The organism is Enterobacter cloacae complex sp. GYL001, assembly GCF_049237125.1.
Lineage (GTDB): Bacteria > Pseudomonadota > Gammaproteobacteria > Enterobacterales > Enterobacteriaceae > Enterobacter > Enterobacter hormaechei_C.
Map to the genome: position 1 here is coordinate 1 of NZ_JBMKGW010000028.1, position 21,205 is coordinate 21,205.

General features: G+C 47.1%; 24 protein-coding genes. 14 read left to right on the forward strand and 10 right to left on the reverse strand.

Features of this window, described 5'->3' with window-relative positions; all coding sequences use genetic code 11:
- On the reverse strand, positions 1–263 hold a 263-nt coding region (locus ACOTWU_RS24070), incomplete at its 3' end, for a transposase (protein ID WP_176719616.1).
- Positions 264–301: 38 nt separating this feature from the next.
- On the opposite strand from ACOTWU_RS24070, the gene pcoS reads away from it, so the two are divergent.
- Both pcoS and ACOTWU_RS24080 read left to right on the forward strand, forming a co-directional pair.
- On the forward strand, positions 302–1,648 hold the full coding sequence (gene pcoS, locus ACOTWU_RS24075; RefSeq protein ID WP_004248839.1) for a copper resistance membrane spanning protein PcoS: 1,347 nt from the start codon (positions 302–304) through the stop codon (positions 1,646–1,648).
- A 217-nt stretch (positions 1,649–1,865) separates the two neighbouring features.
- The gene (locus ACOTWU_RS24080; RefSeq protein WP_000723070.1) at positions 1,866–2,300 is read left to right on the forward strand and encodes a hypothetical protein; all 435 of its coding nucleotides are present in this window, start codon (positions 1,866–1,868) and stop codon (positions 2,298–2,300) included.
- A gap of 257 nt (positions 2,301–2,557) precedes the next feature.
- Here ACOTWU_RS24080 and ACOTWU_RS24085 read toward each other — a convergent pair whose 3' ends face one another.
- Positions 2,558–3,673 (reverse strand): nickel/cobalt efflux protein RcnA, encoded by a 1,116-nt coding sequence (locus ACOTWU_RS24085; protein WP_001572377.1) that lies wholly within the window; start codon positions 3,671–3,673, stop codon positions 2,558–2,560.
- Positions 3,674–3,795: 122 nt separating this feature from the next.
- On the opposite strand from ACOTWU_RS24085, the gene rcnR reads away from it, so the two are divergent.
- The 3 genes from rcnR to ACOTWU_RS24100 all read left to right on the forward strand — a co-directional run bounded on the left by rcnR (position 3,796) and on the right by ACOTWU_RS24100 (position 6,554).
- Positions 3,796–4,068, forward strand: coding sequence for a Ni(II)/Co(II)-binding transcriptional repressor RcnR (gene rcnR / locus ACOTWU_RS24090; RefSeq protein WP_000019951.1), 273 nt, complete (start codon positions 3,796–3,798; stop codon positions 4,066–4,068).
- 465 nt (positions 4,069–4,533) lie between these two features.
- Positions 4,534–5,352 carry a DUF4942 domain-containing protein gene (locus ACOTWU_RS24095; RefSeq protein WP_000193207.1) on the forward strand — a complete coding sequence of 273 codons (819 nt, stop codon included), beginning with the start codon at positions 4,534–4,536 and terminating at the stop codon, positions 5,350–5,352.
- Complete coding sequence (locus ACOTWU_RS24100) at positions 5,349–6,554, forward strand: hypothetical protein (protein ID WP_001371952.1); 1,206 nt, start codon at positions 5,349–5,351, stop codon at positions 6,552–6,554. Before ACOTWU_RS24095 ends, ACOTWU_RS24100 begins: the two co-directional genes overlap by 4 nt.
- A gap of 63 nt (positions 6,555–6,617) precedes the next feature.
- Here ACOTWU_RS24100 and ACOTWU_RS24105 read toward each other — a convergent pair whose 3' ends face one another.
- The 4 genes from ACOTWU_RS24105 to ACOTWU_RS24120 are packed head-to-tail and all read right to left on the reverse strand — an operon-like array spanning position 6,618 to position 9,831.
- A complete protein-coding gene (locus tag ACOTWU_RS24105) occupies positions 6,618–6,821 on the reverse strand; it encodes a hypothetical protein (RefSeq protein WP_000121164.1) in 204 nt (67 codons plus the stop codon).
- A 12-nt stretch (positions 6,822–6,833) separates the two neighbouring features.
- Entirely contained in the window at positions 6,834–8,153 is a 1,320-nt protein-coding gene (locus ACOTWU_RS24110) for a DUF1173 family protein (RefSeq protein WP_000078513.1), read from the reverse strand.
- A gap of 22 nt (positions 8,154–8,175) precedes the next feature.
- Complete coding sequence (locus ACOTWU_RS24115) at positions 8,176–8,343, reverse strand: hypothetical protein (protein WP_000220758.1); 168 nt, start codon at positions 8,341–8,343, stop codon at positions 8,176–8,178.
- A gap of 60 nt (positions 8,344–8,403) precedes the next feature.
- Positions 8,404–9,831, reverse strand: a complete 1,428-nt coding sequence (locus tag ACOTWU_RS24120; protein WP_000833380.1) for a DNA cytosine methyltransferase — start codon at positions 9,829–9,831, stop codon at positions 8,404–8,406.
- Positions 9,832–10,045: 214 nt separating this feature from the next.
- Between ACOTWU_RS24120 and ACOTWU_RS24125 the strand changes: the two genes are divergently transcribed.
- From ACOTWU_RS24125 to ACOTWU_RS24160, 8 genes are all read left to right on the forward strand, one after another.
- Positions 10,046–10,561: a thermonuclease family protein gene (locus ACOTWU_RS24125; RefSeq protein ID WP_000464825.1), complete on the forward strand. Its 516-nt coding sequence runs from the start codon at positions 10,046–10,048 to the stop codon at positions 10,559–10,561.
- 2 nt (positions 10,562–10,563) lie between these two features.
- A complete protein-coding gene (locus ACOTWU_RS24130; RefSeq protein ID WP_000975181.1) occupies positions 10,564–11,460 on the forward strand; it encodes a hypothetical protein in 897 nt (298 codons plus the stop codon).
- Between the two features lie 47 nt (positions 11,461–11,507).
- On the forward strand, positions 11,508–11,822 hold the full coding sequence (locus tag ACOTWU_RS24135) for a hypothetical protein (RefSeq protein ID WP_001005009.1): 315 nt from the start codon (positions 11,508–11,510) through the stop codon (positions 11,820–11,822).
- 73 nt (positions 11,823–11,895) lie between these two features.
- Entirely contained in the window at positions 11,896–12,153 is a 258-nt protein-coding gene (locus ACOTWU_RS24140; RefSeq protein ID WP_000637193.1) for a hypothetical protein, read from the forward strand.
- A 986-nt stretch (positions 12,154–13,139) separates the two neighbouring features.
- Positions 13,140–13,337 carry a hypothetical protein gene (locus ACOTWU_RS24145; protein WP_001371914.1) on the forward strand — a complete coding sequence of 66 codons (198 nt, stop codon included), beginning with the start codon at positions 13,140–13,142 and terminating at the stop codon, positions 13,335–13,337.
- Between the two features lie 140 nt (positions 13,338–13,477).
- Complete coding sequence (locus ACOTWU_RS24150; RefSeq protein WP_000864986.1) at positions 13,478–13,753, forward strand: hypothetical protein; 276 nt, start codon at positions 13,478–13,480, stop codon at positions 13,751–13,753.
- Positions 13,754–14,244: 491 nt separating this feature from the next.
- On the forward strand, positions 14,245–15,723 hold the full coding sequence (locus ACOTWU_RS24155) for a SulP family inorganic anion transporter (protein WP_000927306.1): 1,479 nt from the start codon (positions 14,245–14,247) through the stop codon (positions 15,721–15,723).
- Between the two features lie 18 nt (positions 15,724–15,741).
- Positions 15,742–16,569 (forward strand): universal stress protein, encoded by an 828-nt coding sequence (locus tag ACOTWU_RS24160; protein WP_001066652.1) that lies wholly within the window; start codon positions 15,742–15,744, stop codon positions 16,567–16,569.
- Positions 16,570–16,628: 59 nt separating this feature from the next.
- Here ACOTWU_RS24160 and arsC read toward each other — a convergent pair whose 3' ends face one another.
- From arsC to ACOTWU_RS24175, 3 genes are read right to left on the reverse strand one after another with little or no spacing between them, the layout of a single operon-like run.
- A complete protein-coding gene (gene arsC / locus ACOTWU_RS24165; protein WP_000065802.1) occupies positions 16,629–17,054 on the reverse strand; it encodes a glutaredoxin-dependent arsenate reductase in 426 nt (141 codons plus the stop codon).
- A 12-nt stretch (positions 17,055–17,066) separates the two neighbouring features.
- Positions 17,067–18,356, reverse strand: a complete 1,290-nt coding sequence (locus ACOTWU_RS24170; protein WP_000922628.1) for an arsenic transporter — start codon at positions 18,354–18,356, stop codon at positions 17,067–17,069.
- A 45-nt stretch (positions 18,357–18,401) separates the two neighbouring features.
- A complete protein-coding gene (locus ACOTWU_RS24175; protein ID WP_000941305.1) occupies positions 18,402–18,722 on the reverse strand; it encodes a transcriptional regulator in 321 nt (106 codons plus the stop codon).
- Positions 18,723–18,808: 86 nt separating this feature from the next.
- Between ACOTWU_RS24175 and arsH the strand changes: the two genes are divergently transcribed.
- The gene (gene arsH / locus ACOTWU_RS24180; protein WP_000130816.1) at positions 18,809–19,513 is read left to right on the forward strand and encodes an arsenical resistance protein ArsH; all 705 of its coding nucleotides are present in this window, start codon (positions 18,809–18,811) and stop codon (positions 19,511–19,513) included.
- A 32-nt stretch (positions 19,514–19,545) separates the two neighbouring features.
- Here arsH and ACOTWU_RS24185 read toward each other — a convergent pair whose 3' ends face one another.
- Positions 19,546–20,949, reverse strand: a complete 1,404-nt coding sequence (locus ACOTWU_RS24185) for an ISNCY family transposase (protein WP_000125668.1) — start codon at positions 20,947–20,949, stop codon at positions 19,546–19,548.
- Between the last annotated feature and the right edge of the window lie 256 nt (positions 20,950–21,205).

Below are 21,205 nucleotides of genomic sequence, written 5' to 3' on the forward strand. Positions count from 1 at the left end.
GCAGCGCGCAGGGTCAGCCTGAATACGCGTTTAATGACCAGCACAGTCGTGATGGCAAGGTCAGAATAGCGCTGAGGTCTGCCTCGTGAAGAAGGCGCTGCCGACTCATACCAGGCCTGAATAGCTTCATCATCCAGCCAGAAAGTTATGGAGCCACGGTTGATGAGGGCTTTATTGTAGGTGGGCCAGTTGGTGATTTTGAACTTTTGCTTTGCCACGGAACGGTCTGCGTTGTCGGGAAGATGCGTGATCTGATCCTTCAACTCAGCAAAAGTTCGATTTATTCAACAAAGCCGCGGTGATGCTTACGGTATGGTGGTTATCAAGTTTTATCCTGATTAGCACCCTTAATGGCTATTTCGATAATCAGGACCGCGATTTTCTGACAGGTAAACTTCAGCTCACCGAAGAGTTTCTTAAAACAGAGACGTTCCGGAACAAAACGGATATTAAGTCATTATCAGAAAAAATAAACGATGCGATGGTAGGGCACAATGGTTTATTCATTTCTATAAAAAACATGGAAAATGAAAAAATTGTTGAACTCTATGCCAAAAATTCTGTTGTTCCAGCGGTCCTGCTTAATAAGTCGGGTGATATTCTCGACTATATGATCCAGACGGAAGAAAATAACACCGTGTACCGCAGTATCTCGCGGCGGGTTGCCGTGACGCCGGAACAGGGTAAAAGCAAACATGTCATCATTACGGTTGCCACGGATACTGGGTATCACACCCTGTTTATGGATAAGCTCAGTACCTGGCTGTTCTGGTTCAATATCGGTCTGGTCTTTATTTCTGTTTTTCTGGGCTGGCTGACCACACGTATTGGTCTGAAACCGCTACGGGAAATGACCAGTCTGGCTTCCTCCATGACCGTACACAGCCTGGATCAGCGTCTTAATCCCGATTTGGCTCCGCCGGAAATTTCTGAGACCATGCAGGAGTTCAATAACATGTTCGATCGCCTGGAGGGGTCATTCCGGAAACTGTCAGATTTCTCGTCTGACATCGCGCATGAGCTGCGCACAGCGGTCAGTAATCTGATGATGCAGACGCAGTTTGCACTGGCTAAGGAAAGGGATGTTTCGCATTACCGCGAAATCTTATTCGCTTACCTGGAAGAACTGAAAAGGTTGTCACGAATGACCAGTGATATGCTTTTTCTGGCACGTTCAGAGCATGGTCTGCTGCAGCTGGATAAACATGATGTGGATCTGGCCGCCGAACTGAATGAATTACGTGAGCTGTTCGAGCCTCTGGCAGACGAAACAGGAAAGACAATCACCGTTGAAGGAGAGGGCGTTGTTGCCGGAGACAGCGATATGCTGCGACGTGCTTTCAGTAACCTGCTTTCCAATGCAATCAAGTATTCTCCCGATAACACCTGTACAGCGATACACCTTGAGCGTGACAGTGACTGTGTGAACGTGATGATTACGAATACGATGTCCGGCCAGGTTCCCGCTAATCTGGAACGTTTGTTTGATCGGTTCTATCGAGCTGATTCATCAAGGGTCCACAACACGGAAGGCGCGGGGCTGGGATTATCAATTACAAGGTCGATCATTCATGCTCATGGCGGCGAGCTGTCAGCAGAACAGCAGGGGCGGGAAATTGTGTTCAGTGTGCGCCTGTTAATGGATTAATCCCGTTCTTCAGGAGAAACCTGGAAGGTGACAAAATTGTCATCATTCAGTCACGCGATAAACAGAGGCGGTTTTTTATAATCATACATAAATCAGGAGCAGAGTGATAACGCAATCGCCTGGTTCCTGGAGTGATGAATAACCCGCCCTGAGATCAAATGCTTTCTCTGTTATAAGCCGTTGATTGTTTGGGTATGAAAACACCGGAGACCCAACCATGAAAAAGATCCTTGTATCATTTGTTGCCATTATGGCTGTCGCTTCATCCGCCATGGCTGCAGAGACAATGAACATGCATGACCAGGTAAATAATGCCCAGGCACCCGCCCATCAGATGCAGTCAACCTCTGAAAAAAGCGCTGTTCAGGGAGACAGTATGACAATGATGGATATGAGCGGACACGATCAGGCTGCAATGTCCCATGAAATGATGCAAAACGGCAACGCTTCTGCCCACCAGGACATGGCGGAGATGCATAAAAAAATGATGAAAGGCAAACCAGGGGCCACCAACGAATCAGCAACGTCATTTTCAGAAATGAACGAGCATGAAAAAGCCGCTGTTGTGCACGAGAAGGCGAATAATGGTCAGTCTTCCGTTATTCATCAGCAGCAGGCTGAAAAGCATCGCAGCCAGATCACCCAGAATTAACCCGCAGCTCCACTTGTTAGACCCTCATTTGACGCCGAAGTCACTGGCTTACGCTCCCGTCCGGGAGCGTTTTTTTTATTCTTTCATTTATCATTGAGTCTTATGGGAATGGATTTAATCAGTTACTTAATCCCTGCCTCAGCAACAAGTCCCGGAAAGAGCAGCTTTATATTCCGGGTTTTTCTGCTCATAACCTCAACGGTGGCGCTTAGGATGTACTTTGTAAGTACCCAGAGTGTGTGTCATCAGTACCGGTGTTAATGCACCAGCCCATTCCAGCCATGTATACCCATGTAAATCCCAACAGCAGCAATCAGGGCGCTTGAAATATAGGGGGCTCTTCTGGCGATGGTATTGAAGCCACTCCAGCGTTTGGCGACCTGACGAACGCTGATCGCCGCACCCACTCCAACCGTTACGAGGGTCAATGCCAGGCCGATACTGAAACAAACAACCAGTGTGGCACCCAGCGTAAGCGCTTTAAGCTGAAGGCAGATCAACAATACAGTTATAGCTGCCGGGCAAGGGATAAGCCCTCCTGTCAGTCCAAATATCAGGATTTGCCCGTTGGTTACTTCTTTCCCGTCGAAGCGGCGTTTTATGTCATTGGCATGAGCCAGTTCGTGAGCGTCCTGATACTCTTTCGAATTCACATCCAGCCCATCAAGCTCAGAGTGGTCATGGTCATGGTCGTGTTCAGCGAACGCCACATCATAGTCATGGACATGACCACGATGTCCCAGAGACAGACGTACGTTGAAACTGTGAGGCTCAGGGATGGGAGATGTTGACTCCAGATAATCACCATGATCAACAAATTCAAAAGTCTGAGAGATCGTACTGTTTTCCCGAAGTGTGGTTAATGAGATATCTTCAGAAGCCCATCTTTGGCCACTAAGAGTGCGTAGCCGCCAGTGGGGAAGTTGTCCTTCTTCAAAAATGGACAGTTCAACTTTTCCATGGCCAGTATCGATCAACCTTGTTTCGTCATGGTGATGATGTTCATTCTCCTGCATTCCCTCCAGCCAGTTTTTCTCACCGCTCCAGGTTCGCCAGAACATCCAAAAAGCCGTACCAAGGATGATCACTGAAGAGACCATCTGTAGCCAGGGTTCGGCTGATTCTGCGGTAAATTTATTACTGATATACATCCCTCCAAAAGCAATCAGCCATACGACTGCAGTGTGCGACAATGTTGCCGCGACACCCAGCATCACGGCCTGACGTACGGTGCCTTTTATAGCAATGATGAATGCTGCCATCATTGTTTTGGAGTGCCCGGGCTCCAGTCCATGAAGCGCGCCAAGCAGAATGGCGCTGGGGATGAAAAACCATGCGTTGCCTTGCTGAAGAAGTGTCGTAAATTCGTTCATGAGAATCATTCTTGGTTATTAAGTGTAGGCCGGATTCTACTCCCCCCCAGTAAAATATACTACCCCCCAGTAGAATAACGCTGGTATAGTTACATAAAATATCCAGGAGAGTGAGAGCCCACATGTCACATACCATCCGCGATAAACAAAAACTGAAAGCACGTACAAGCAAGATCCAGGGGCAGGTTGCTGCGCTGAAAAAAATGCTTGATGAACCTCACGAATGTGCCGCTGTACTGCAACAAATAGCCGCCATACGTGGTGCCGTGAATGGTTTATTGCGTGAAGTGATTAAAGGACATTTGACTGAACATATTGTTCATGAAAGTGAAGAACAGAAACGAGAAGAAGACCTGGACGTTGTGCTGAAGGTTCTGGATTCTTACATCAAGTGACAGTTTGGCTAAAAGCCCTGAGCATTAATTTATCTAAATAACACGTTATCAAGTGACGGTTTTGGGCTGTTTGTAGCGGCATAGTGAGTTTGTTTAATCAATGAGCTTTAAGATGCCCCCCTTCATGCAAGGCAACGCGTACATTTCTGGTACATCTACTTCCCTTACTTTGCTCAGGGCAACCCACATTGTTAAAGCCTCTACTCGCTGACCATCAAAATCACCCAACGTCAGATAATGGAAAAAAATTTTGGATGACATTTTGAAACGTGTCCTCTGCTGTGAACGTCGAGAGATGCTACGCGAGAAAGGAGATGACCTACTTAGTATCCTGTTAAGTAGGTCTATCTGAAGAAGTAGACAACTTTAAAGTCTTTTTCATGTTAAAGGAGACAACTTTAATGTCTGTGTACACCTACCTTTGCTCAAATCAAAATGTTCTGACATACCAAAATGGAGTGTAAAATGACTCAAAACCAGGGTTCTGAGCCAGTACCGGCGAGCCGGACAGGGCAGCTCATCAGCGCCCGGGATATGGCCATGCAGAAATTCGAAGAAGGGATGCGGTTAATCTCGGAAGCGTCGGAACTGTGCGGTCTCTCTCTCTTCACCAGCAGAATTATGCAGCCCAACGCATTTGGTCTTCCGTCGTCACTGGATCGCACCATCGAGGAGGGGCGTAAGGAAATTGACCGTAAAACGTGGAAAAGGCTCTTTGAAGAAATAGGTATGGACCGGTACTGGAACCATAAGCAAAAAGAAGCCTTTAACGAATCCCTACGTACGGATCCGCCCGTCGCTTCCCTGGAGATTGTTAAGGGAACATTACAGCATGCACTGGCTAACAGACGAGACACGCTTGCAGAAGGTTTCGTTGATGTTCTCAACAAGCTTGACCGAAGTTTTAAAAGCAATGCACGGCAATATACAATGCCGAAAAAGCTTGTTCTTCGGGGGATTTTTCCTGGTGTGAACGTACTGAGGTACAACGGTTTCTCGCAGGACAATCACTTTTGTTTACGCGACTTTGAGAATATTGTATGCATCTGTTCTGATACTCCAACACCTGCAACCGGCGGTGGGCTGAGTATGGTCGACAGGCTGACGGCCATGAGAAATACAGATTTCACAGGCGAGGTCTGCGATGAGAATGGCTGGCGGTGTCGCCTGTTTGAGAATGGAAACGTTCATATTTGTATCGACAGTATCTCGCTTCTGAATGCTCTGAACGATCTTATCAGCATATATTTTGCAAACCAGCTTCCGGCCGCAGGAAAAAAATGATGATCGAAAACGATAAAGAAAAAAGCCTGAACGATGCTACCTCGCCAGAGGTGCAGAATGACATCCGCAGCGAATCCACAGAAAAATCAAAGGAAATGGGTCGTTCAAGGTACTCATCTATTGCGATGATCGATTACTTCAATGCAATCGAACGTCTGTGCGAAGAGAAAAAAATTAACCCGGAAAATATCGATCTGAGCTTCAAAGTTCACTGGCTCAGAAACGCTGTTGGCGGCTCGTTTGCAAGGTCACAGGAGATGTTCGCTGAGTACCAGAAGTATGTTAAAGAGGTTCCTGAAGAGGCCCGTTACCTGGATATACCCGATGAGGTGAAGGTTGCACTCGGCGATATTATCTCGTACATCACCTGGCACTACCGTAGAAGCTATACCGCAATACAGAGTGATAGTGTTAAAAAAGCTGAAGCACGTAGCATGCAGCTGGAGGAGGAGGTAACGCAGCTTTTACAGCGGCTTGAGCAAAGCGCTACCGATATGGATGAGCTGAAACTTGAGAATCAGGCGCTACAGGGTCGATTAGAGATCCGGGACAGTACCGTCAAGGAGTTAGAAACAAGGCTGAATGTTGCCGAAGCAGAACTCGAAACCTGCCATCACCAGTTAGATAGCACACGGCATGAATTAAGCCTCGCACAGCAGTCAAATGACTCACTCTCCCAGCAACTGGCTGAACGTAAAACAGAGATCGCTGGTCACCTTGAATATCAAAAAAAGCTGAACGAAGAGATCAACACTCAGCGTTCTGATAATGCCGGTCTTTCCAGACAATGCGACCAGTTAAGTCAGACTGTGTCAGATACAAAGGCAGAGAGGGACAGGTTTGAACAGGAATTGATTGCTGCACAGAACCTCTGTGCTGAGCTGAAAAGTGCACTGTCCGGGAAGGAGGGTGACCTGGTGGCGGTGAATGCCGAGCTTACTGAACTCCATAAACTAAACGAGTCGCTGAGCGCCGACCTGAAAAAAGTAACTTTGGTCAGCCAGGGCTATGAAGCGGAAGTGGCTGAACAAAGCAGTGAATTAAAAACGCTCCAGTCCAAAGTAATGAAGCTGGAAGCTACCCTGGAGGCAGAGAAAACAATCTCAGAATCCCTGAAAGGCACCATTGATACATTGACTGGTGCAATGGCAGGGGGAGGTACTGGAAAGTCAAAACAGCCGCGTAGTAGAAAAACATCATGATAAATGAAGCCAGGTTGATAGACTTCTCTGCATCCCCTGGCACAGTAGACCTTCTGCGGACATTCAGCCCGTCCGCAGGAGTTTTCGTCCTTCAGTCAACAAATGCACTACCTTTTTTGAGTCTCCACTTTCCAGTGCAGAAAACACGTTACCGATTTTACCAACAGCTTGTATCTGAGTGATAACCCCAGTCTTGTAATCATCAAGGATCCCTGACAGGAAAGCGTTCAGTTTTGTCTGTTCGCTTAGTGAAAGCATGTATGACATTTTTTCTCCATTTTAAGCAGGTGTGCCAGTTGAAAGAGGTTTACGTGATTCTGGAAAATGAGGCAGCACCATAGTTTCAGATGCTGTGGTCGCATCCCAGTGCCACCATCCATAAGGCCCATATTCACGGTTGTAATAATCTTTTTTGAGTTGCTTTCGGGCCAGATAAGCAGGAGTGGCCATACCAAATACTTCCATCGGGAACGGCTTATCGCTTTTTGTGTCGAGCAGGTAGAAGTCAGGGAACACCTCACTAATACTCGCATCATAACGCATGGGCTTAACGTACTGCCGGTGCTCTGCATCCAGCTTTTCTGCAACAACCGCCTCATAGGAGGAGTCCAGAGGTATCCAGTTCTCGCTAACGTGCATCAGCACAATTTGATGAGCTCTTACAGAAGGGCCTCTGCCGGTTACCGCAGCTGGTGACGTCAACGCAAAGACAACTATTTTCGCCCCGGATTTCCATGCTGCGTACTCCGATGAAAATCGTTTCTTTACGCTATCCCAATGGCCTTCTGAATTGAAAAAAATCAGCGGTAGCCCCCCAAAATTCCGCAGGGGTAAAAATTTAAGTGGCTTCTCATGCTTTTCAGCATCGTAGCGAGGTAAAACTGACAGGAGCATGAGACGTTTATCACTCATCGCCTGTGATGAAAGACGCTGAATTTGCGACTGAGCGACAGGTTGTTTCGGGTCAGGTACACCAATGAATAAATGGTCACCTATGCAGGCTCTGCCGGTACGAATTTGTTTAGCGGTTTCAAGCAGACGATACCGTACCAGTGAATCGTTACGTTTCCCTGCCATTTTCGGGTACCAGACATTCAGACCAGACTCTGTCCACAAAAGACTAAGCAAGCCCAGGAGGGTCATTGAGGCCTGACCTCCTTCTGGTCGCTGAACATGGGGCAGGGGAGGCACTTCTGATTTTTCAGGAGGATCTTTCTCTGTCATACCGATACCGAGCCTTACAGCCATATCACCTTCGGTTGTAATCCGGACCACACCACTCGCATATCCTTTCAGGCCGGTATGCCGGGCATCAAGGGAGAAGAATACACAGGAAGGATCATGCTCAATGCCCGTGTTAGCGGCTTTGACGAGAATAAAGGCATCACCGTTCGGTAAAGCACGAACATAAAGTCGCTTTTCTCCTTTTCCACGACATCCGCAGGTGATGACTGATTTTTGACCTGAGGTGTGGTGTGCCTTTTTAAGAGCCGACTGCCACCCTTTAGCAAACTCATCCTGCGTTTGAAAGTCAGGTGAGTACCTTTTGACGTTTGGATCGTCGTCGTAAGCAATCATCACTGCGAATTTTTGGCTCATAGTAGTCTCCTAAACAGGAAGTTTAATATCCCAACCAAAGCAACACTTCCTGAGCGTCATACTGTTCCTTTACGCCCATGTCGCTAAAGAATTCTTCGAAATCTGTTTCGGGAACGCAATGCCTGGACAGTTCTTGTAATGCTCGTTCTTTAGATACCGTCTCACCTTCAGCTGATTCGAAATACGTCATGGTTGACCTCTGACATTATTACAACAATCTTAAGCATTTAAATTGATGAAGGAGCTCAGGTCAGCTGACTTCGTCGTAAAACTGCCGCAAGCGCTGGGAGGCTGCAAATTCAATTCGAGACTTCAGCAGTTTGGCGACGGCCGCAAAGACATCAACGACCACGGAGTTCCCAAACTGTCTGTAAGCCTGTGTATTGGACACAGGGATACGGAAAACACTTTCCCCGGGTTTATCGAAGCCCATTAGCCTGCTGCATTCACGTGGCGTTAGCATGCGTGGCCGACGGTCCATGTTGTATGTGTTATGGAAATCAGTTTCTCCCAGCTCATGAGACCAGCCCCGATCAATAAGAATTTCAGATCCGTCTTTCATATAGCGGCTTGAGAGGGTTCTGGTGACACTATTAACATTGGAAGGATCTACTAGTCCAAAACCAAAACCATTGCCTTTTGCCGCATGTTTCTTTGCATAGTTGTATAAGTACTCCCAGAGTTTAGGGGAGAGGATGTATTTACTATCTACGCTCGGATCCAGTAAATCTGAGAGAGAAGGGCGCTTGTCCGGATAAAAGTCTTTAATATCTCTCAGAGTAAAACCGTCTTTCAGACGTAGGTCGCGGCGAAAACCAATAAGGACGATACGTTCACGGTGCTGGGGTCGGAAATGACGGCCATCGATGACTTTAGGATCATCCGCGCCCGTGCTTTCGCTGTTTGCGACGTCGTAGCCAAGCTCATCGAGCGTTTTCATGATGATGTTAAAGGTATTACCCTTATCGTGACTCTTCAGATTTTTTACGTTTTCCAGAACAAAAATTGCAGGTTGTTTTGCCCGGATGATCCTGGCCACATCAAAGAAGAGCGTACCCTGAGTGTCGCACTCGAAACCGTGTTTGCGACCCATAGAGTTCTTTTTACTGACACCGGCGATGCTGAATGGCTGGCATGGAAATCCCGCAAGAAGAACATCATGATCCGGGATAGAGGCATCGATAAATTTGTATGCCTCGTCATCAGTAACCTCGGGCCGGTTGCTAAGAGTGATGTCACGGATGTCTGAATTGAAGCGGTGCTCGTTCTCATCGCAATACCAGTTCGCCCGGTAAGTACGGCTGGAATAAGTATTCCATTCGCTCGTGAAAAGACATTTACCACCGATGGCATCAAATCCGCTTCGCAGTCCACCTATCCCTGCAAACAGATCGATAAAGCTAAAGTGCCTGTCCTCATAATCAGCAGGTCGTGAAGGTATTAAAGTCTGTAGATAGCGTCCATCTGCGATACTCAGATCACAATGCTCAGGTATGCATGTAACCTGACGTTTAAGGGATGCACGGGACCAATTACTGCCATTTTCATCATTTAATACCTGAGCCAGATATTTCAGGTCATAAATAGTCGAAGCTGTTAACAAAGTTTTGTGGATCAGAGATGGTGTTTTATCCACATCATTCAGGTCTGTCTCAAGATCATGAGTGTAACGTTTCATCCAAACTCTCTCAGGAATAATATCTTTGAGATAGATTAACACGCTTAATTTGGATTATTTTTTGGTTCAGGTTCTAAATTTATTGTGATTATTCTGCCTTTAAGTTGCAAAAAGATTGGTTTTAAGCCCGCCCATGAAATAATGACTTGTTAAAATACTGCCTGTAAATAGGCTTGTGGATACATGTCTGTACTCAACAAATTCAGGTGAAATGATGTTTTTTTTTACAAAGTTACTTTTGCCCATCATGATTGTTGTATTCCCAGTGGCGTCCTGGGGGAACTCAACAACTTTTGAGGCAAAGGTGGTTAAGATTGTTGACGGTGACACCATAACTGCGTTGGATGCTCAAAACACAACCATCAAAATACGGATGTATGGTATAGACGCTCCTGAATCTAAACAGGCTTTTGGCCAAAAAGCAAAACAGGCCTTAACCACAGCTATAGCAACTAAAATCGTTACCGTGATAGACCATGGTACGGATATCTATGGCCGTATGTTAGGTACCATCTGGTTAGATGGATATGATATCAATGCCTCTATGGTGGACAGTGGATATGCGTGGGTTTATCGGTTCGAAGATAACGCCATTGTCCCTGGCTATATCAAATATGAATCCGCAGCACAAAAGGAGGCAAAAGGGTTATGGGCAGACACCAACCCTGTCCCACCATGGCAGTGGAGACAGGCAAACGAAAAGCCCAGAAAGGTGAAAGGGAAGAAATAACCATGATGAAAGAGCCTCATCCGTTACTTCAGTTGGTACTAAACGATTCCGGTCGTCTAACCATGCCTGTTTATTATAGAGATCAACAGTATTGCCCGACTTGCCTTACAAAGGTGTTGAAGAGTGAGGATGGAAGTTTGGCGCACCTCGGGGAAATAAATCAAAATACATGTAGACCTTCTATTTCAGTAGTTGTGACAAAAGCAATTATTGAAATGTTATGTGACGGGGAAAAAATATTTGTAAATCCAATACGATACCGAGGCCGGGTGCTGGCACCCTCAGTAATTTTTTCTCCCGACACTCACACTTTCAAACCGTTTATAAATACAGACTATCAGCCTGTGGGAGCAAACTGGAAAAGTGAAAAGGGATATAAACTCGGTCTGTTTTATCTCAAAGATCGAGCCAACTCTATCAATAAAGAGGAATTTGATTTCATTGCCGTTATAGACCCTAAGGCAATGCAGAAAGAATTTATTTCGGCCTGGTCTGAGGTTGATGAAAAAAATCCATTGGAAACGCTGAAGCAGATCTTACGATCTAAAAACAACTCTTCTTTATGGGTAAAATGGCCTGGCAAAATTGAGCATGCGCAAAAAGGAAATTGCAACGAAAATTACTGGTTCGATTATCAATCTGATAATCAGGAAGTGAACTGTACGGTCTCTGTTGTAGGTATCGAAGGTAACAGTTCCGGTGAGACAATTTATAGATTGCAAACTTTGCTAAAGCGTAAGCTCAATGAATATCAACTGGTTCGGTCTTTAGGGACTATTATGCTTCTTGATAATACCGGGAATATGATTCCATCAAACCATCCTTATTTTGAAGTCATCTCAAAAGCATGTATAAATGGAGTGCGTGACTTTGTTCGTCAAAACCCGTGGGTAGTCTGACGGTCAACTATAAAGCATAATATAATTAGTAATAACAAGGAACAGACATGAATGAAAACTCAGTAATCTTAATAAGTTTATTTTGGTTTTTTTTTGGATCGAGTGTTGTAGCTGGTTTTATGGATGCATCATTATATTGCTGGATTTTTGCAGCCATAAGCGCATTGTTTCTTCTTTCGGTGATACAAACACCAAAGGAGTTAACGGTATCTATTCTTCTTGCGGTACTTATGGCAAGCTCCGCAGGTGTTTTCATTCTGGCTTATAAAGTCAAAACGAATGTCGTTTCACCAATCTATCTCTTAAAAAAGCCTACTGCATACATGGCTGAAATAGATAACCGAAGGATTCATGGTTACTAAATATTTTGCAATTGCATCATTTGACGGTCCGGGTTTATTTACCCACAGCATCGACTAATTCAAGAGGTTACATATGATAGTTTCAGAAGCAATTTTTTATTCTTCTATTATTTCCTGGGTTCTTTATTGGTGGTTTATTGGAAATATTACTAAAAAGGTAGGGATGCTTGTTGTTCCACTCACGCTTACCTTCGGATGTTACATTTATGCAATTCATTTGGATGATTCCGAACAGCAAACCAATTTACGTTGGGAGCAGATCGGTTTTATTACCTTTATAATTGTGATAATGTGGGCAGGAAAGTTTGTGATGAAAAGACTATCTGAATGATGATCTAATCCACACTTTTCGATATCTTAGAAAAGTAACTTTGTGAGCAAACAGTCATATGACATGCAAAACGCTGATCTCAAAGACAGATGATGGATACACATTTAGCATTTCACCTTACGAAGACGGGTACCGCTTATCAGTCTCGCCTGAAAATCGTCACAATGGTACCCAAAGCTTTGACGGCTGGTTCCCACGTTTTTTTTCCGAACCACAGTATGCCAAATCATCTTTAACTAAGTTTCTCGGTGAGTCCTTAGTATGGGAAGAAGATTCAAGTAATGCTCTATGAGATTACTTATTATAAATTTTTCTATTAATCTCCATGGAGTGATATATGAATTTGGCCTATTTTTTATTTTTGTCTATAACTGTTATGCTTACGAGCTTTATTATTAAATCACTTGTCGTATTGGTAAAGTTCAAATTACTTCGTGATGAACGTCTCGAATATACCAGCAATAAAAATATTGATGAGATGTACGATTTAATGAATGCGAAGGAAGAAATCCTCATAAGGCATCATAAGCAGATGTTGGCATTGCATCTTTCACTATTAATATTCGTTCTATTTATTGCTTACATTTACTAAAAATAATTTTATTCAACATTTCAACAAAGGGTTTTCAATGGAAAGCTTCGAAACTGAACAAATGATTCAATATGCTTTCTACATAAATATCGTAATAACGACTGGTTTGGCATGGTTTTGCTTGCGGTCAGGATTGCATTACAATTTTTTCAGAAAAGCAGAGAGTGCCAGAACAAAAGGGCTGAGTAGTACCTCTACTGAACACGGTCCAGCAATTGTGAGAATAAAGAAGCTACAAGCATTAGTAGATTTTATTAGTAACTGTGCTTTTCTAATCCTTTCAATTGGCACAGCTTATATTTTGTATTTTTGGATCCACAGTTAACTCATACAAGGTAACTTCGGCAAATAACAACTTCTAATGCAGGACTTTAATAACTATAACGGATGCTACATGAAAAACGACAGTTTAATTACGCGGTATAAAATACTTAAAGGCGAACGCGATGAGTCTATCTTCACCATAATAATCGCGCTAGTAGTAAAGCTGGGGCTGGTAGCCCTGGCATTCTATCTGTTGCTTGGTTCCACGATTGATTGGTCAAGCTGGAAAACCTATGCCGCCATGTTGATCTTTGGAGCATTTCTCTAAAAGGATGACCACGGCAATACCAGGTCAGACAACAAGGTCGTTAGCATGATCGTTGGAAGCAACGGAAGCACCTTGAAAAAGGTCGGCAGCACTATAAAATCCATCAGCAATGCACACAAATAAACTACTGGTATCTTAAAATGAAAGTGAAAGAGTTGATCGCCATGCTGAACGAAAGAGACCCTGAGGCAATTGTTCTGATTTCCGGCTATGAAACGATCGGCGGCACGGAAGTCGCAGAAGCTGATTTGCTCATTGATATGCAGTCAATATGCTTAGAACAGGCTGATAATCTCACAGGAAACCGTAAAGTTGTTTCTTCCGGTGGTGAAGATTCAGTTTGGTTAGGCTGGAAAGATGATTACCGTACAAAGGTGTTTTTAGAAGATGCCCAAATTCCTGATCAAGATGAATGACGGTCAGCGTTGGCTTCAAAGGCAATCTATCAGTACGTGAAACGTAAATGTTAAAAAATAACCACATATGAATCAATAACTTATGTCAAAGCTAAGTAGAGATGTCCGGGGTGGGGCAAAGTTCAAATGTCCTTTGATAATATTGAATTCCTGGATAAAAATCGCATCTTAACCTCTTCGTTTGAGTACCTTGTTGGGTTGACCCCGTATTCGCTTTATTTGTAGTATTGGGCTGCTTTGAAGTGTTTCATGTTCAAACGCGACGTGTTCTGTAAGTTCTTCCTGACAACAGAGCCGACAATATATACACATCCGCTATGGAGAATCTGACAACCGCTATGCGTATTACGCCACCCTGAGTTTTTCCTTCCTCTGTCGTACTGAGCAAGCCTCAGCACGCACTCAATAACATCCCGTCTGCGGATGTGCTTTACCGTACGTAAAAATGTAGCCCTCCAGGGCTGACTGTATCTAAAAACTGAGAAATTACTATGTTGCTGTCCTCGACGCGTAAGGACTGGCTGGGTAACGTCCGTGGTGACGTTCTGGCCGGTATTGTTGTCGCGCTCGCACTCATTCCAGAAGCGATCGCCTTTTCCATTATCGCCGGTGTTGATCCCCAGGTGGGCCTCTACTCGGCGTTCTGTATTCCTCTCGTTATGGCCTTCTTTGGCGGACGTCCGGCGATGATTTCGTCCTCCACCGGTGCAATGGCTCTCCTGATGGTGACGCTGGTGAAAGATCATGGCTTACAGTATTTACTGGCTGCCTCCATACTGACCGGGGTATTCCAGCTGATAGCCGGATATCTGAAGCTTGGCGGGCTGATGCGTTTTGTTTCACGCTCAGTGGTCACGGGGTTTGTTAATGCACTGGCAATACTGATTTTTATGGCCCAGTTGCCTGAGCTGACCAATGTGACATGGCATGTTTATGCCATGACTGCGGCAGGGCTGGGGATCATCTATCTCTTCCCTTATATCAACAAAACCATTCCTTCACCGCTTGTGTGCATCGTGGTGCTGACTGGGATTGCCATGTGGCTGCATCTGGATGTGCGAACCGTCGGGGATATGGGGAAACTTCCCGACAGTCTGCCGGTCTTCCTGCTCCCGGACGTGCCTTTAAATCTTCAGACGCTGCTCATCATCCTGCCATATTCTGCGGGGCTTGCGGTGGTTGGCCTGCTTGAGTCGATGATGACCGCCACTATCGTGGATGACATGACCGACACGCCAAGCGACAAAAACAGGGAGTGCAAAGCTCAGGGCATCGCGAACATCTGCACATCCTTTATCGGAGGAATGGCAGGCTGCGCGATGATTGGGCAATCTGTTATCAACGTAAAATCCGGTGGACGCGGACGACTTTCAACCCTCACGGCGGGCGTGGTGCTGCTTTGCCTGATTGTGTTCCTGCGCAACTGGGTCTCCCAAATTCCGATGGCAGCGCTGGTCGCGGTGATGATTATGGTTTCCATCGGGACATTCTCCTGGCGCTCCATTGCCAACCTGCGGACACACCCCCTTTCAACCAGCGTGGTCATGCTTGCCACCGTCGCGGTTGTGGTGGCAACACATAATCTGGCCTTCGGTGTGCTGACCGGTGTACTGATTGCTTCGCTCAATTTTGCCACTAAAGTATCCCGGTTCATGCGTGTAACCTCAGTTCTGGAGGGGACGAGCCGGACGTATACCGTCACCGGCCAGGTATTCTTTGCATCAGCAGACCGCTTTACGAGCCACTTTGATTTCCGTGAAGCGATTGAGAATGTGGTGATAGACGTTTCACATGCCCATTTCTGGGACATCACGTCCGTCAGCGCCCTGGATAAGGTGGTCATTAAGTTCCGTAGAGAGGGCGCCGGGGTTGAAATACGTGGGATGAATGAAGCCACCCGCACCATCGTTGACCGGTTTGGTGTTCACGATAAACCTGAAGAAGTCGAAAAACTGATGGGCGGTCATTAACAGACTGGAGGGAAAACTATGAATAATACTGTTACAGCCTGTGTGGACGGTTCACTTTCAACGCGGTCAGTGTGTGAATATGCGGCGTGGGCAGCCCGCACTTTGCAATCACAGCTAGCACTGTTGCACGTTATCGAAAAAGACAGCACCCCGGTAGTGTCAGACCTGACCGGCACTCTCGGCATAGACAGTCAGCAATTGCTGACCGATGAGCTGGTAGAAATTGAAGGGCAACGTAATCGCCTGCTGATGGCCCAGGGGAAAGCAATACTGGAAAGTTGTGCTGAACTGCTTCAAAAACAGGGAAGCCCGGATGTGCTTTTGATGCAAAAACACGGTACACCGGATGAAGTTCTGGCAGAGCTGAGCGACCTTCGTCTCATGGTGCTGGGGCGTCGGGGTAGCCAGCATCCGGTAGGCTCTCATCTGGAAAGCGTTATTCGTCTGCAAAAGAAACCCCTACTGGTTGTTCCGGAGAACTACTCAGTGCCTTCCAGAGTCATGCTGGCTTATGATGGCAGTGAAGAAAGCAGGAGTAACCTGGAACGTCTGACGATGAGTCCCTTACTCAGGGGGCTGGAGTGCCACCTTGTCATGGTAAACGGTAAGAAGGAAGAGCTGCTGACCGCACAGCAAATTTTACGTGACGCGGATATAGAAAACAGCACAACACATCTTACCGGGCAATCAGTCGGGGACGCGCTTATTCGTTACGCCGAGGAAAATGCTGTCGATCTGATAGTGATGGGGGCCTACGGTCATTCCAGGTTGCGGCAGTTCTTTATCGGTAGTCATACCTCCGAAATGCTGCAAAAGACGCAACAACCGCTTCTTATCCTCCGTTAGCACTGATTATCTTAAATAAAAAAGGGCGAGTTCTCTCGCCCTTCGTCACAAGAACACGTTTAGTTCAGCCGGTTACCTTTTTCATCAACTACCTTCTCACCGTCCTCTTTCGTGAACGCGCTTTTCTGCGCATCGGGAAGAATATCCAGCACGACTTCAGAAGGGCGGCATAGCCGGGTACCCAGCGGCGTTACCACGATAGGGCGATTGATCAGAACAGGGTGCTGCAACATAAAATCGATTAACTGCTCGTCAGTAAAGCGGTCTTCCGCCAGCCCTAACGCTTCAAAAGGTTCGACATTCTTACGCAGCAGCGCTCGTACCGTGATCCCCATATCCGCAATGAGTTTTACCAGCTCAGCTCGTGATGGTGGGGTTTCAAGATAATGAATAACGGTCGGCTCTGTACCGCTGTTGCGGATCATTTCAAGGGTATTGCGTGACGTGCCGCAGGCCGGGTTGTGATAAATGGTAATGTTGCTCATATCAGTATCTCATTACAAAGTGAAAGACAGACGAAGCGCCAGTGCTGCAAGCGTGACAAACAGCACGGGGATTGTCATGACAATGCCCACCCGGAAGTAATATCCCCAGGTAATTTTGATATTTTTCTGCGACAGAACGTGCAGCCACAGTAACGTTGCCAGACTGCCGATAGGGGTAATTTTTGGCCCCAGGTCGCTGCCGATGACGTTGGCGTAAATCATCGCTTCTTTGATAACACCGGTCGCTGTGCTGCCATCAATCGACAGCGCCCCGACCAGCACGGTCGGCATATTGTTCATCACTGATGACAGGAAGGCCGTCAGGAAGCCCGTACCCAGCGTTGCCGCCCACAATCCCTGCTCTGCCAGCTGATTCAGCAAGGAAGAGAGATAGTGGGTCAGACCGGCATTTCGTAAGCCGTAGACCACCAGGTACATCCCCAGCGAGAAGATAACGATTTGCCAGGGCGCACCACGCAGCACCTTACCGGTGTTAATGGCATGCCCTTTTTTCGCAACAGCAAACAGAAGCAATGCACCAGCGGCTGCGACCAAACTGACCGGTACGCCCAGCGGCTCCAGTCCGAAGAATCCCACCAGAAGCAACACCAGAACCAGCCAGCCGGTTTTAAAGGTATTCACATCACGTATAGCGTCTTTCGGTTCTTTCAACAGAGAAACGTCGTAAACGGCGGGAATGTCCTTACGGAAAAACAGATGCAGCATCACCAGCGTAGCCGCAATCGCGGCCAGGTTAACCGGGACCATCACGGCGGCATATTCTGAGAAACCAAGCTTAAAGAAATCCGCCGAGACGATATTCACCAGGTTTGAGACAATCAGTGGCAGGCTTGCCGTGTCAGCGATAAACCCTGCGGCCATGATAAACGCTAAGGTTGCTCCCCGGCTGAATCCCAGCGCCAGCAGCATCGCGATAACGATAGGTGTCAGGATCAGTGCCGCACCGTCGTTGGCAAACAGTGCCGCAACCATCGCACCAAGCAGGACGATCCAGGTGAAGAGCAGCCGCCCCCGGCCATTCCCCCAACGGGCAACGTGCAGCGCGGCCCATTCAAAGAAGCCGGATTCGTCGAGCAGAAGACTGATGATGATCACGGCGATAAAGGTGGCGGTCGCATTCCACACTATCTGCCAGACCACCGGAATATCCCCCAGATGAACGACGCCAGTCAGCAATGCCAGAATTGCGCCCAGTGAGGCACTCCAGCCAATCCCCAGCCCTCTGGGTTGCCAGATAACCAGGACGAGCGTGAATAAAAAGATAGCACCAGCCAGTAACATCAGAAACTCCATTCACATTTGTTTATTCGGATATATATATCGCCATCAGCAGGAGACAGATGCCACGCTACTGAGCTTGTTGCGTATGTTTTCTCGTTCACAGTTCCAGGCTGTATCAATAATACCCGCAGCCCATGCTGGCATGTGTGGCGACAGTCGGTAATGCACCCATTTTCCTTCGCGACGGTCGATGACCAGCTCGGCTTCACGTAAAAGGGCCATATGGCGAGAAATTTTTGGCTGAGACTCTGCGGTTGCCGCACAGATGTCACAGACGCACATTTCACCGGACTCCCTGAGAAGCATCACGATAGTTGAACGGGTCTCGTCGGCGAGCAGTTTAAAAAGCTGAACAGGCTGTAGCATGCTTAACCTCGTAAAAAAATAACAATACATATGGTATTTCATATGTGATAACTTTTAAAGCATAGCTTATGAAATGGAGATTTTTTATGACCGACTTACCAGCAATCGAACCGGCTTATTTTGATGATGCGCTTGCCAGCAAACTTACGGGCAACAACGAAACCATGCCGCGAATTCTCATCCTGTACGGTTCAGTACGAGAGCGGTCCTACAGTCGTTTTGCAGCGGAAGAGGCCGGGCGGTTGCTGGCAAAGATGGGGGCTGAGGTGAAAATATTTAACCCATCCGGTCTGCCGTTACCCGATGATGCGCCCGAAAGTCACCCCAAAGTGCTTGAACTCCGCGAGCTGGTCAGGTGGTGTGACGGAATGGTCTGGAGTTCTCCGGAAAGACATGGCGCCATGAGCTCGGTGATGAAGGCCCAGATTGACTGGATACCCCTGAGTGAAGGTGCTGTTCGTCCTTCCCAGGGTAAAACGCTGGCCGTCATGCAGGTTTGTGGTGGTTCACAGTCGTTTAACACGGTCAATCAGATGCGGATACTTGGCCGCTGGATGCGGATGTTCACCATCCCCAATCAGTCGTCAGTGCCAAAGGCATGGCAGGAATTTGATGATGAAGGGCGCATGAAACCCTCACCCTGGTATGACAGGATTGTCGACGTTACCGAAGAGTTGTTCAAAATGACGTTACTCCTGAAAGGGCACACAGCCTACCTGTCCGACCGCTACAGCGAAAGGAAAGAGAGTCATCAGGAGCTCGCGGCACGGGTCAATCAGGCCAAAATCTGACAGCCAGGCATGCCCGGATGGATTACCGGGCTTTAAATCGGTTTCTTCCCAAATATCTCTTCAGAGCGTGACTGAAGTTTCACCAGGGCATTGAACATATCGTCCTGATCCAGGGAACGCTGGGATTTCTTCGTCGTGGGAGCTTTACGCCTGCGAGAAGGGCCGTCTCCGGATGGTACGGATTGCGACCGGTTATTATCCCGCTCGGCCTGGACCAGCTGCGCCATTTCCAGGGCCCGCCCCAGACGTTTGTTATCCACAATGGCCCCCTGATCGATTTCAGAAAGCTTGTCATAGGTGGAGTAGGGAAGTGATACGCCATTAAGCCGGAGCTCTTTATGTCCATCCGGGTAATGCCAGACATCGATGTATTTACCAATCGCCCGACGACTGAATTCGCTGTCTTCAATCAGATAAAGGACTTTGTCGTATTGCACTGTGAGTGATTTCGACACTTTACGAGCTTCACGCCAGTTAAATACCATATCAAGATCGTCATCGACATCCAGTTCCCGATGAACATCAAACGCCTGGCGAGGCGCTTTTGCGAAACGACGGTTGTAATCGTTCATGAACTCTTCGGCAAATGCGTTCGCAGCTTCCATGGAACTGATGCCCTGGAGCCTGAGCTCCTTGACCAGTCGGTCCTGAAGCGTCAGGTGCGCCCGTTCAACGCGGCCTTTGGCAGCACTGGTTTCTGCACAAATGGTCTGAATGTTCAGTTCATGCATCGCACGGCCAAACTGGGTATCGCCGTCGCCGCCGGTTGCATTTTTATTGTTGATCCTGAATACGCTGGCTTTGTCGCTGTACAGCGCAAGCGGTTTGCCATGTTTTTCAATATAGCCCCGGGTCGCTTCAAAATAGGTGAAAGTAGACTCAGATTTCACGAAAAGAAGCTGCATTAAACGACTGGTTGCGTCATCAACGTAAACCAGTGCCGTACACTTAGGTCCCCGATTTTCAAACCAGTGGTGGTCGCAGCCGTCGATTTGTATGAGTTCACCGGCACAGGCACGGCGGTAACGAGGTTGCTGAATTTTTGGCGCACGTTGCTTACGTGGGACCCACAGACTGGCCTGAGTCATCAGCTTACGGACGGTTTCTTTGGAAAGATGAACACCGTGCACCTCAGACAGTTTTTCACAGGCCAGCGTCGGACCGAAATCGTTATAGCGTTCGCGAATAATGTTCAGCGCGTATGCGGCCAGTCCCTGAGGCAACTGGTTGTTACTGGATTTACCACGACGGCGGCTGGTCATGCCAATCGGACCATCTTCACGATAACGCGCAAGCAGACGACGGCACTGACGGTCGGAGATACCAAGCCGCTGAGCTGCCATTTGTGTTGTCAGACGCCGGTCGATGACATCCTGAATGATTTTGAGTCGGTTAACTTCATCCAATGTGAAAAACTCCGCTGCGAGAGCCGTCATGGTAATCCTTACTTGATTATACACGCCGGACATCTTAACTTAGCCATTATCGGACATTACAACTTTGCTACTACAACTTATGTCAAGGCTCAATTGAAATGTCCGTTATCCAGCTCAATTAAAATGACCACTTTGATCTCTCATTCTCTTTACTGATAGACTTGGCTTTGTTGAATAAATCAGATTTCGGGTAAGTCTCCCCCGTAGCGGGTTGTGTTTTCAGGCAATACGCACGCTTTCAGGCATACCTGCTTTC

Bases quoted from the DNA above. Each gene is read 5' to 3' on its own strand.
- pcoS (WP_004248839.1), top strand. From the start codon at position 302: ATGCTTACGGTATGGTGGTTATCAAGTTTTATCCTGATTAGCACCCTT.
- ACOTWU_RS24080 (WP_000723070.1), top strand. From the start codon at position 1,866: ATGAAAAAGATCCTTGTATCATTTGTTGCCATTATGGCTGTCGCTTCA.
- ACOTWU_RS24085 (WP_001572377.1), bottom strand. From the start codon at position 3,673: ATGAACGAATTTACGACACTTCTTCAGCAAGGCAACGCATGGTTTTTC.
- rcnR (WP_000019951.1), top strand. From the start codon at position 3,796: ATGTCACATACCATCCGCGATAAACAAAAACTGAAAGCACGTACAAGC.
- ACOTWU_RS24095 (WP_000193207.1), top strand. From the start codon at position 4,534: ATGACTCAAAACCAGGGTTCTGAGCCAGTACCGGCGAGCCGGACAGGG.
- ACOTWU_RS24100 (WP_001371952.1), top strand. From the start codon at position 5,349: ATGATGATCGAAAACGATAAAGAAAAAAGCCTGAACGATGCTACCTCG.
- ACOTWU_RS24105 (WP_000121164.1), bottom strand. From the start codon at position 6,821: ATGTCATACATGCTTTCACTAAGCGAACAGACAAAACTGAACGCTTTC.
- ACOTWU_RS24110 (WP_000078513.1), bottom strand. From the start codon at position 8,153: ATGAGCCAAAAATTCGCAGTGATGATTGCTTACGACGACGATCCAAAC.
- ACOTWU_RS24115 (WP_000220758.1), bottom strand. From the start codon at position 8,343: ATGACGTATTTCGAATCAGCTGAAGGTGAGACGGTATCTAAAGAACGA.
- ACOTWU_RS24120 (WP_000833380.1), bottom strand. From the start codon at position 9,831: ATGAAACGTTACACTCATGATCTTGAGACAGACCTGAATGATGTGGAT.
- ACOTWU_RS24125 (WP_000464825.1), top strand. From the start codon at position 10,046: ATGTTTTTTTTTACAAAGTTACTTTTGCCCATCATGATTGTTGTATTC.
- ACOTWU_RS24130 (WP_000975181.1), top strand. From the start codon at position 10,564: ATGATGAAAGAGCCTCATCCGTTACTTCAGTTGGTACTAAACGATTCC.
- ACOTWU_RS24135 (WP_001005009.1), top strand. From the start codon at position 11,508: ATGAATGAAAACTCAGTAATCTTAATAAGTTTATTTTGGTTTTTTTTT.
- ACOTWU_RS24140 (WP_000637193.1), top strand. From the start codon at position 11,896: ATGATAGTTTCAGAAGCAATTTTTTATTCTTCTATTATTTCCTGGGTT.
- ACOTWU_RS24145 (WP_001371914.1), top strand. From the start codon at position 13,140: ATGAAAAACGACAGTTTAATTACGCGGTATAAAATACTTAAAGGCGAA.
- ACOTWU_RS24150 (WP_000864986.1), top strand. From the start codon at position 13,478: ATGAAAGTGAAAGAGTTGATCGCCATGCTGAACGAAAGAGACCCTGAG.
- ACOTWU_RS24155 (WP_000927306.1), top strand. From the start codon at position 14,245: ATGTTGCTGTCCTCGACGCGTAAGGACTGGCTGGGTAACGTCCGTGGT.
- ACOTWU_RS24160 (WP_001066652.1), top strand. From the start codon at position 15,742: ATGAATAATACTGTTACAGCCTGTGTGGACGGTTCACTTTCAACGCGG.
- arsC (WP_000065802.1), bottom strand. From the start codon at position 17,054: ATGAGCAACATTACCATTTATCACAACCCGGCCTGCGGCACGTCACGC.
- ACOTWU_RS24170 (WP_000922628.1), bottom strand. From the start codon at position 18,356: ATGTTACTGGCTGGTGCTATCTTTTTATTCACGCTCGTCCTGGTTATC.
- ACOTWU_RS24175 (WP_000941305.1), bottom strand. From the start codon at position 18,722: ATGCTACAGCCTGTTCAGCTTTTTAAACTGCTCGCCGACGAGACCCGT.
- arsH (WP_000130816.1), top strand. From the start codon at position 18,809: ATGACCGACTTACCAGCAATCGAACCGGCTTATTTTGATGATGCGCTT.
- ACOTWU_RS24185 (WP_000125668.1), bottom strand. From the start codon at position 20,949: ATGACGGCTCTCGCAGCGGAGTTTTTCACATTGGATGAAGTTAACCGA.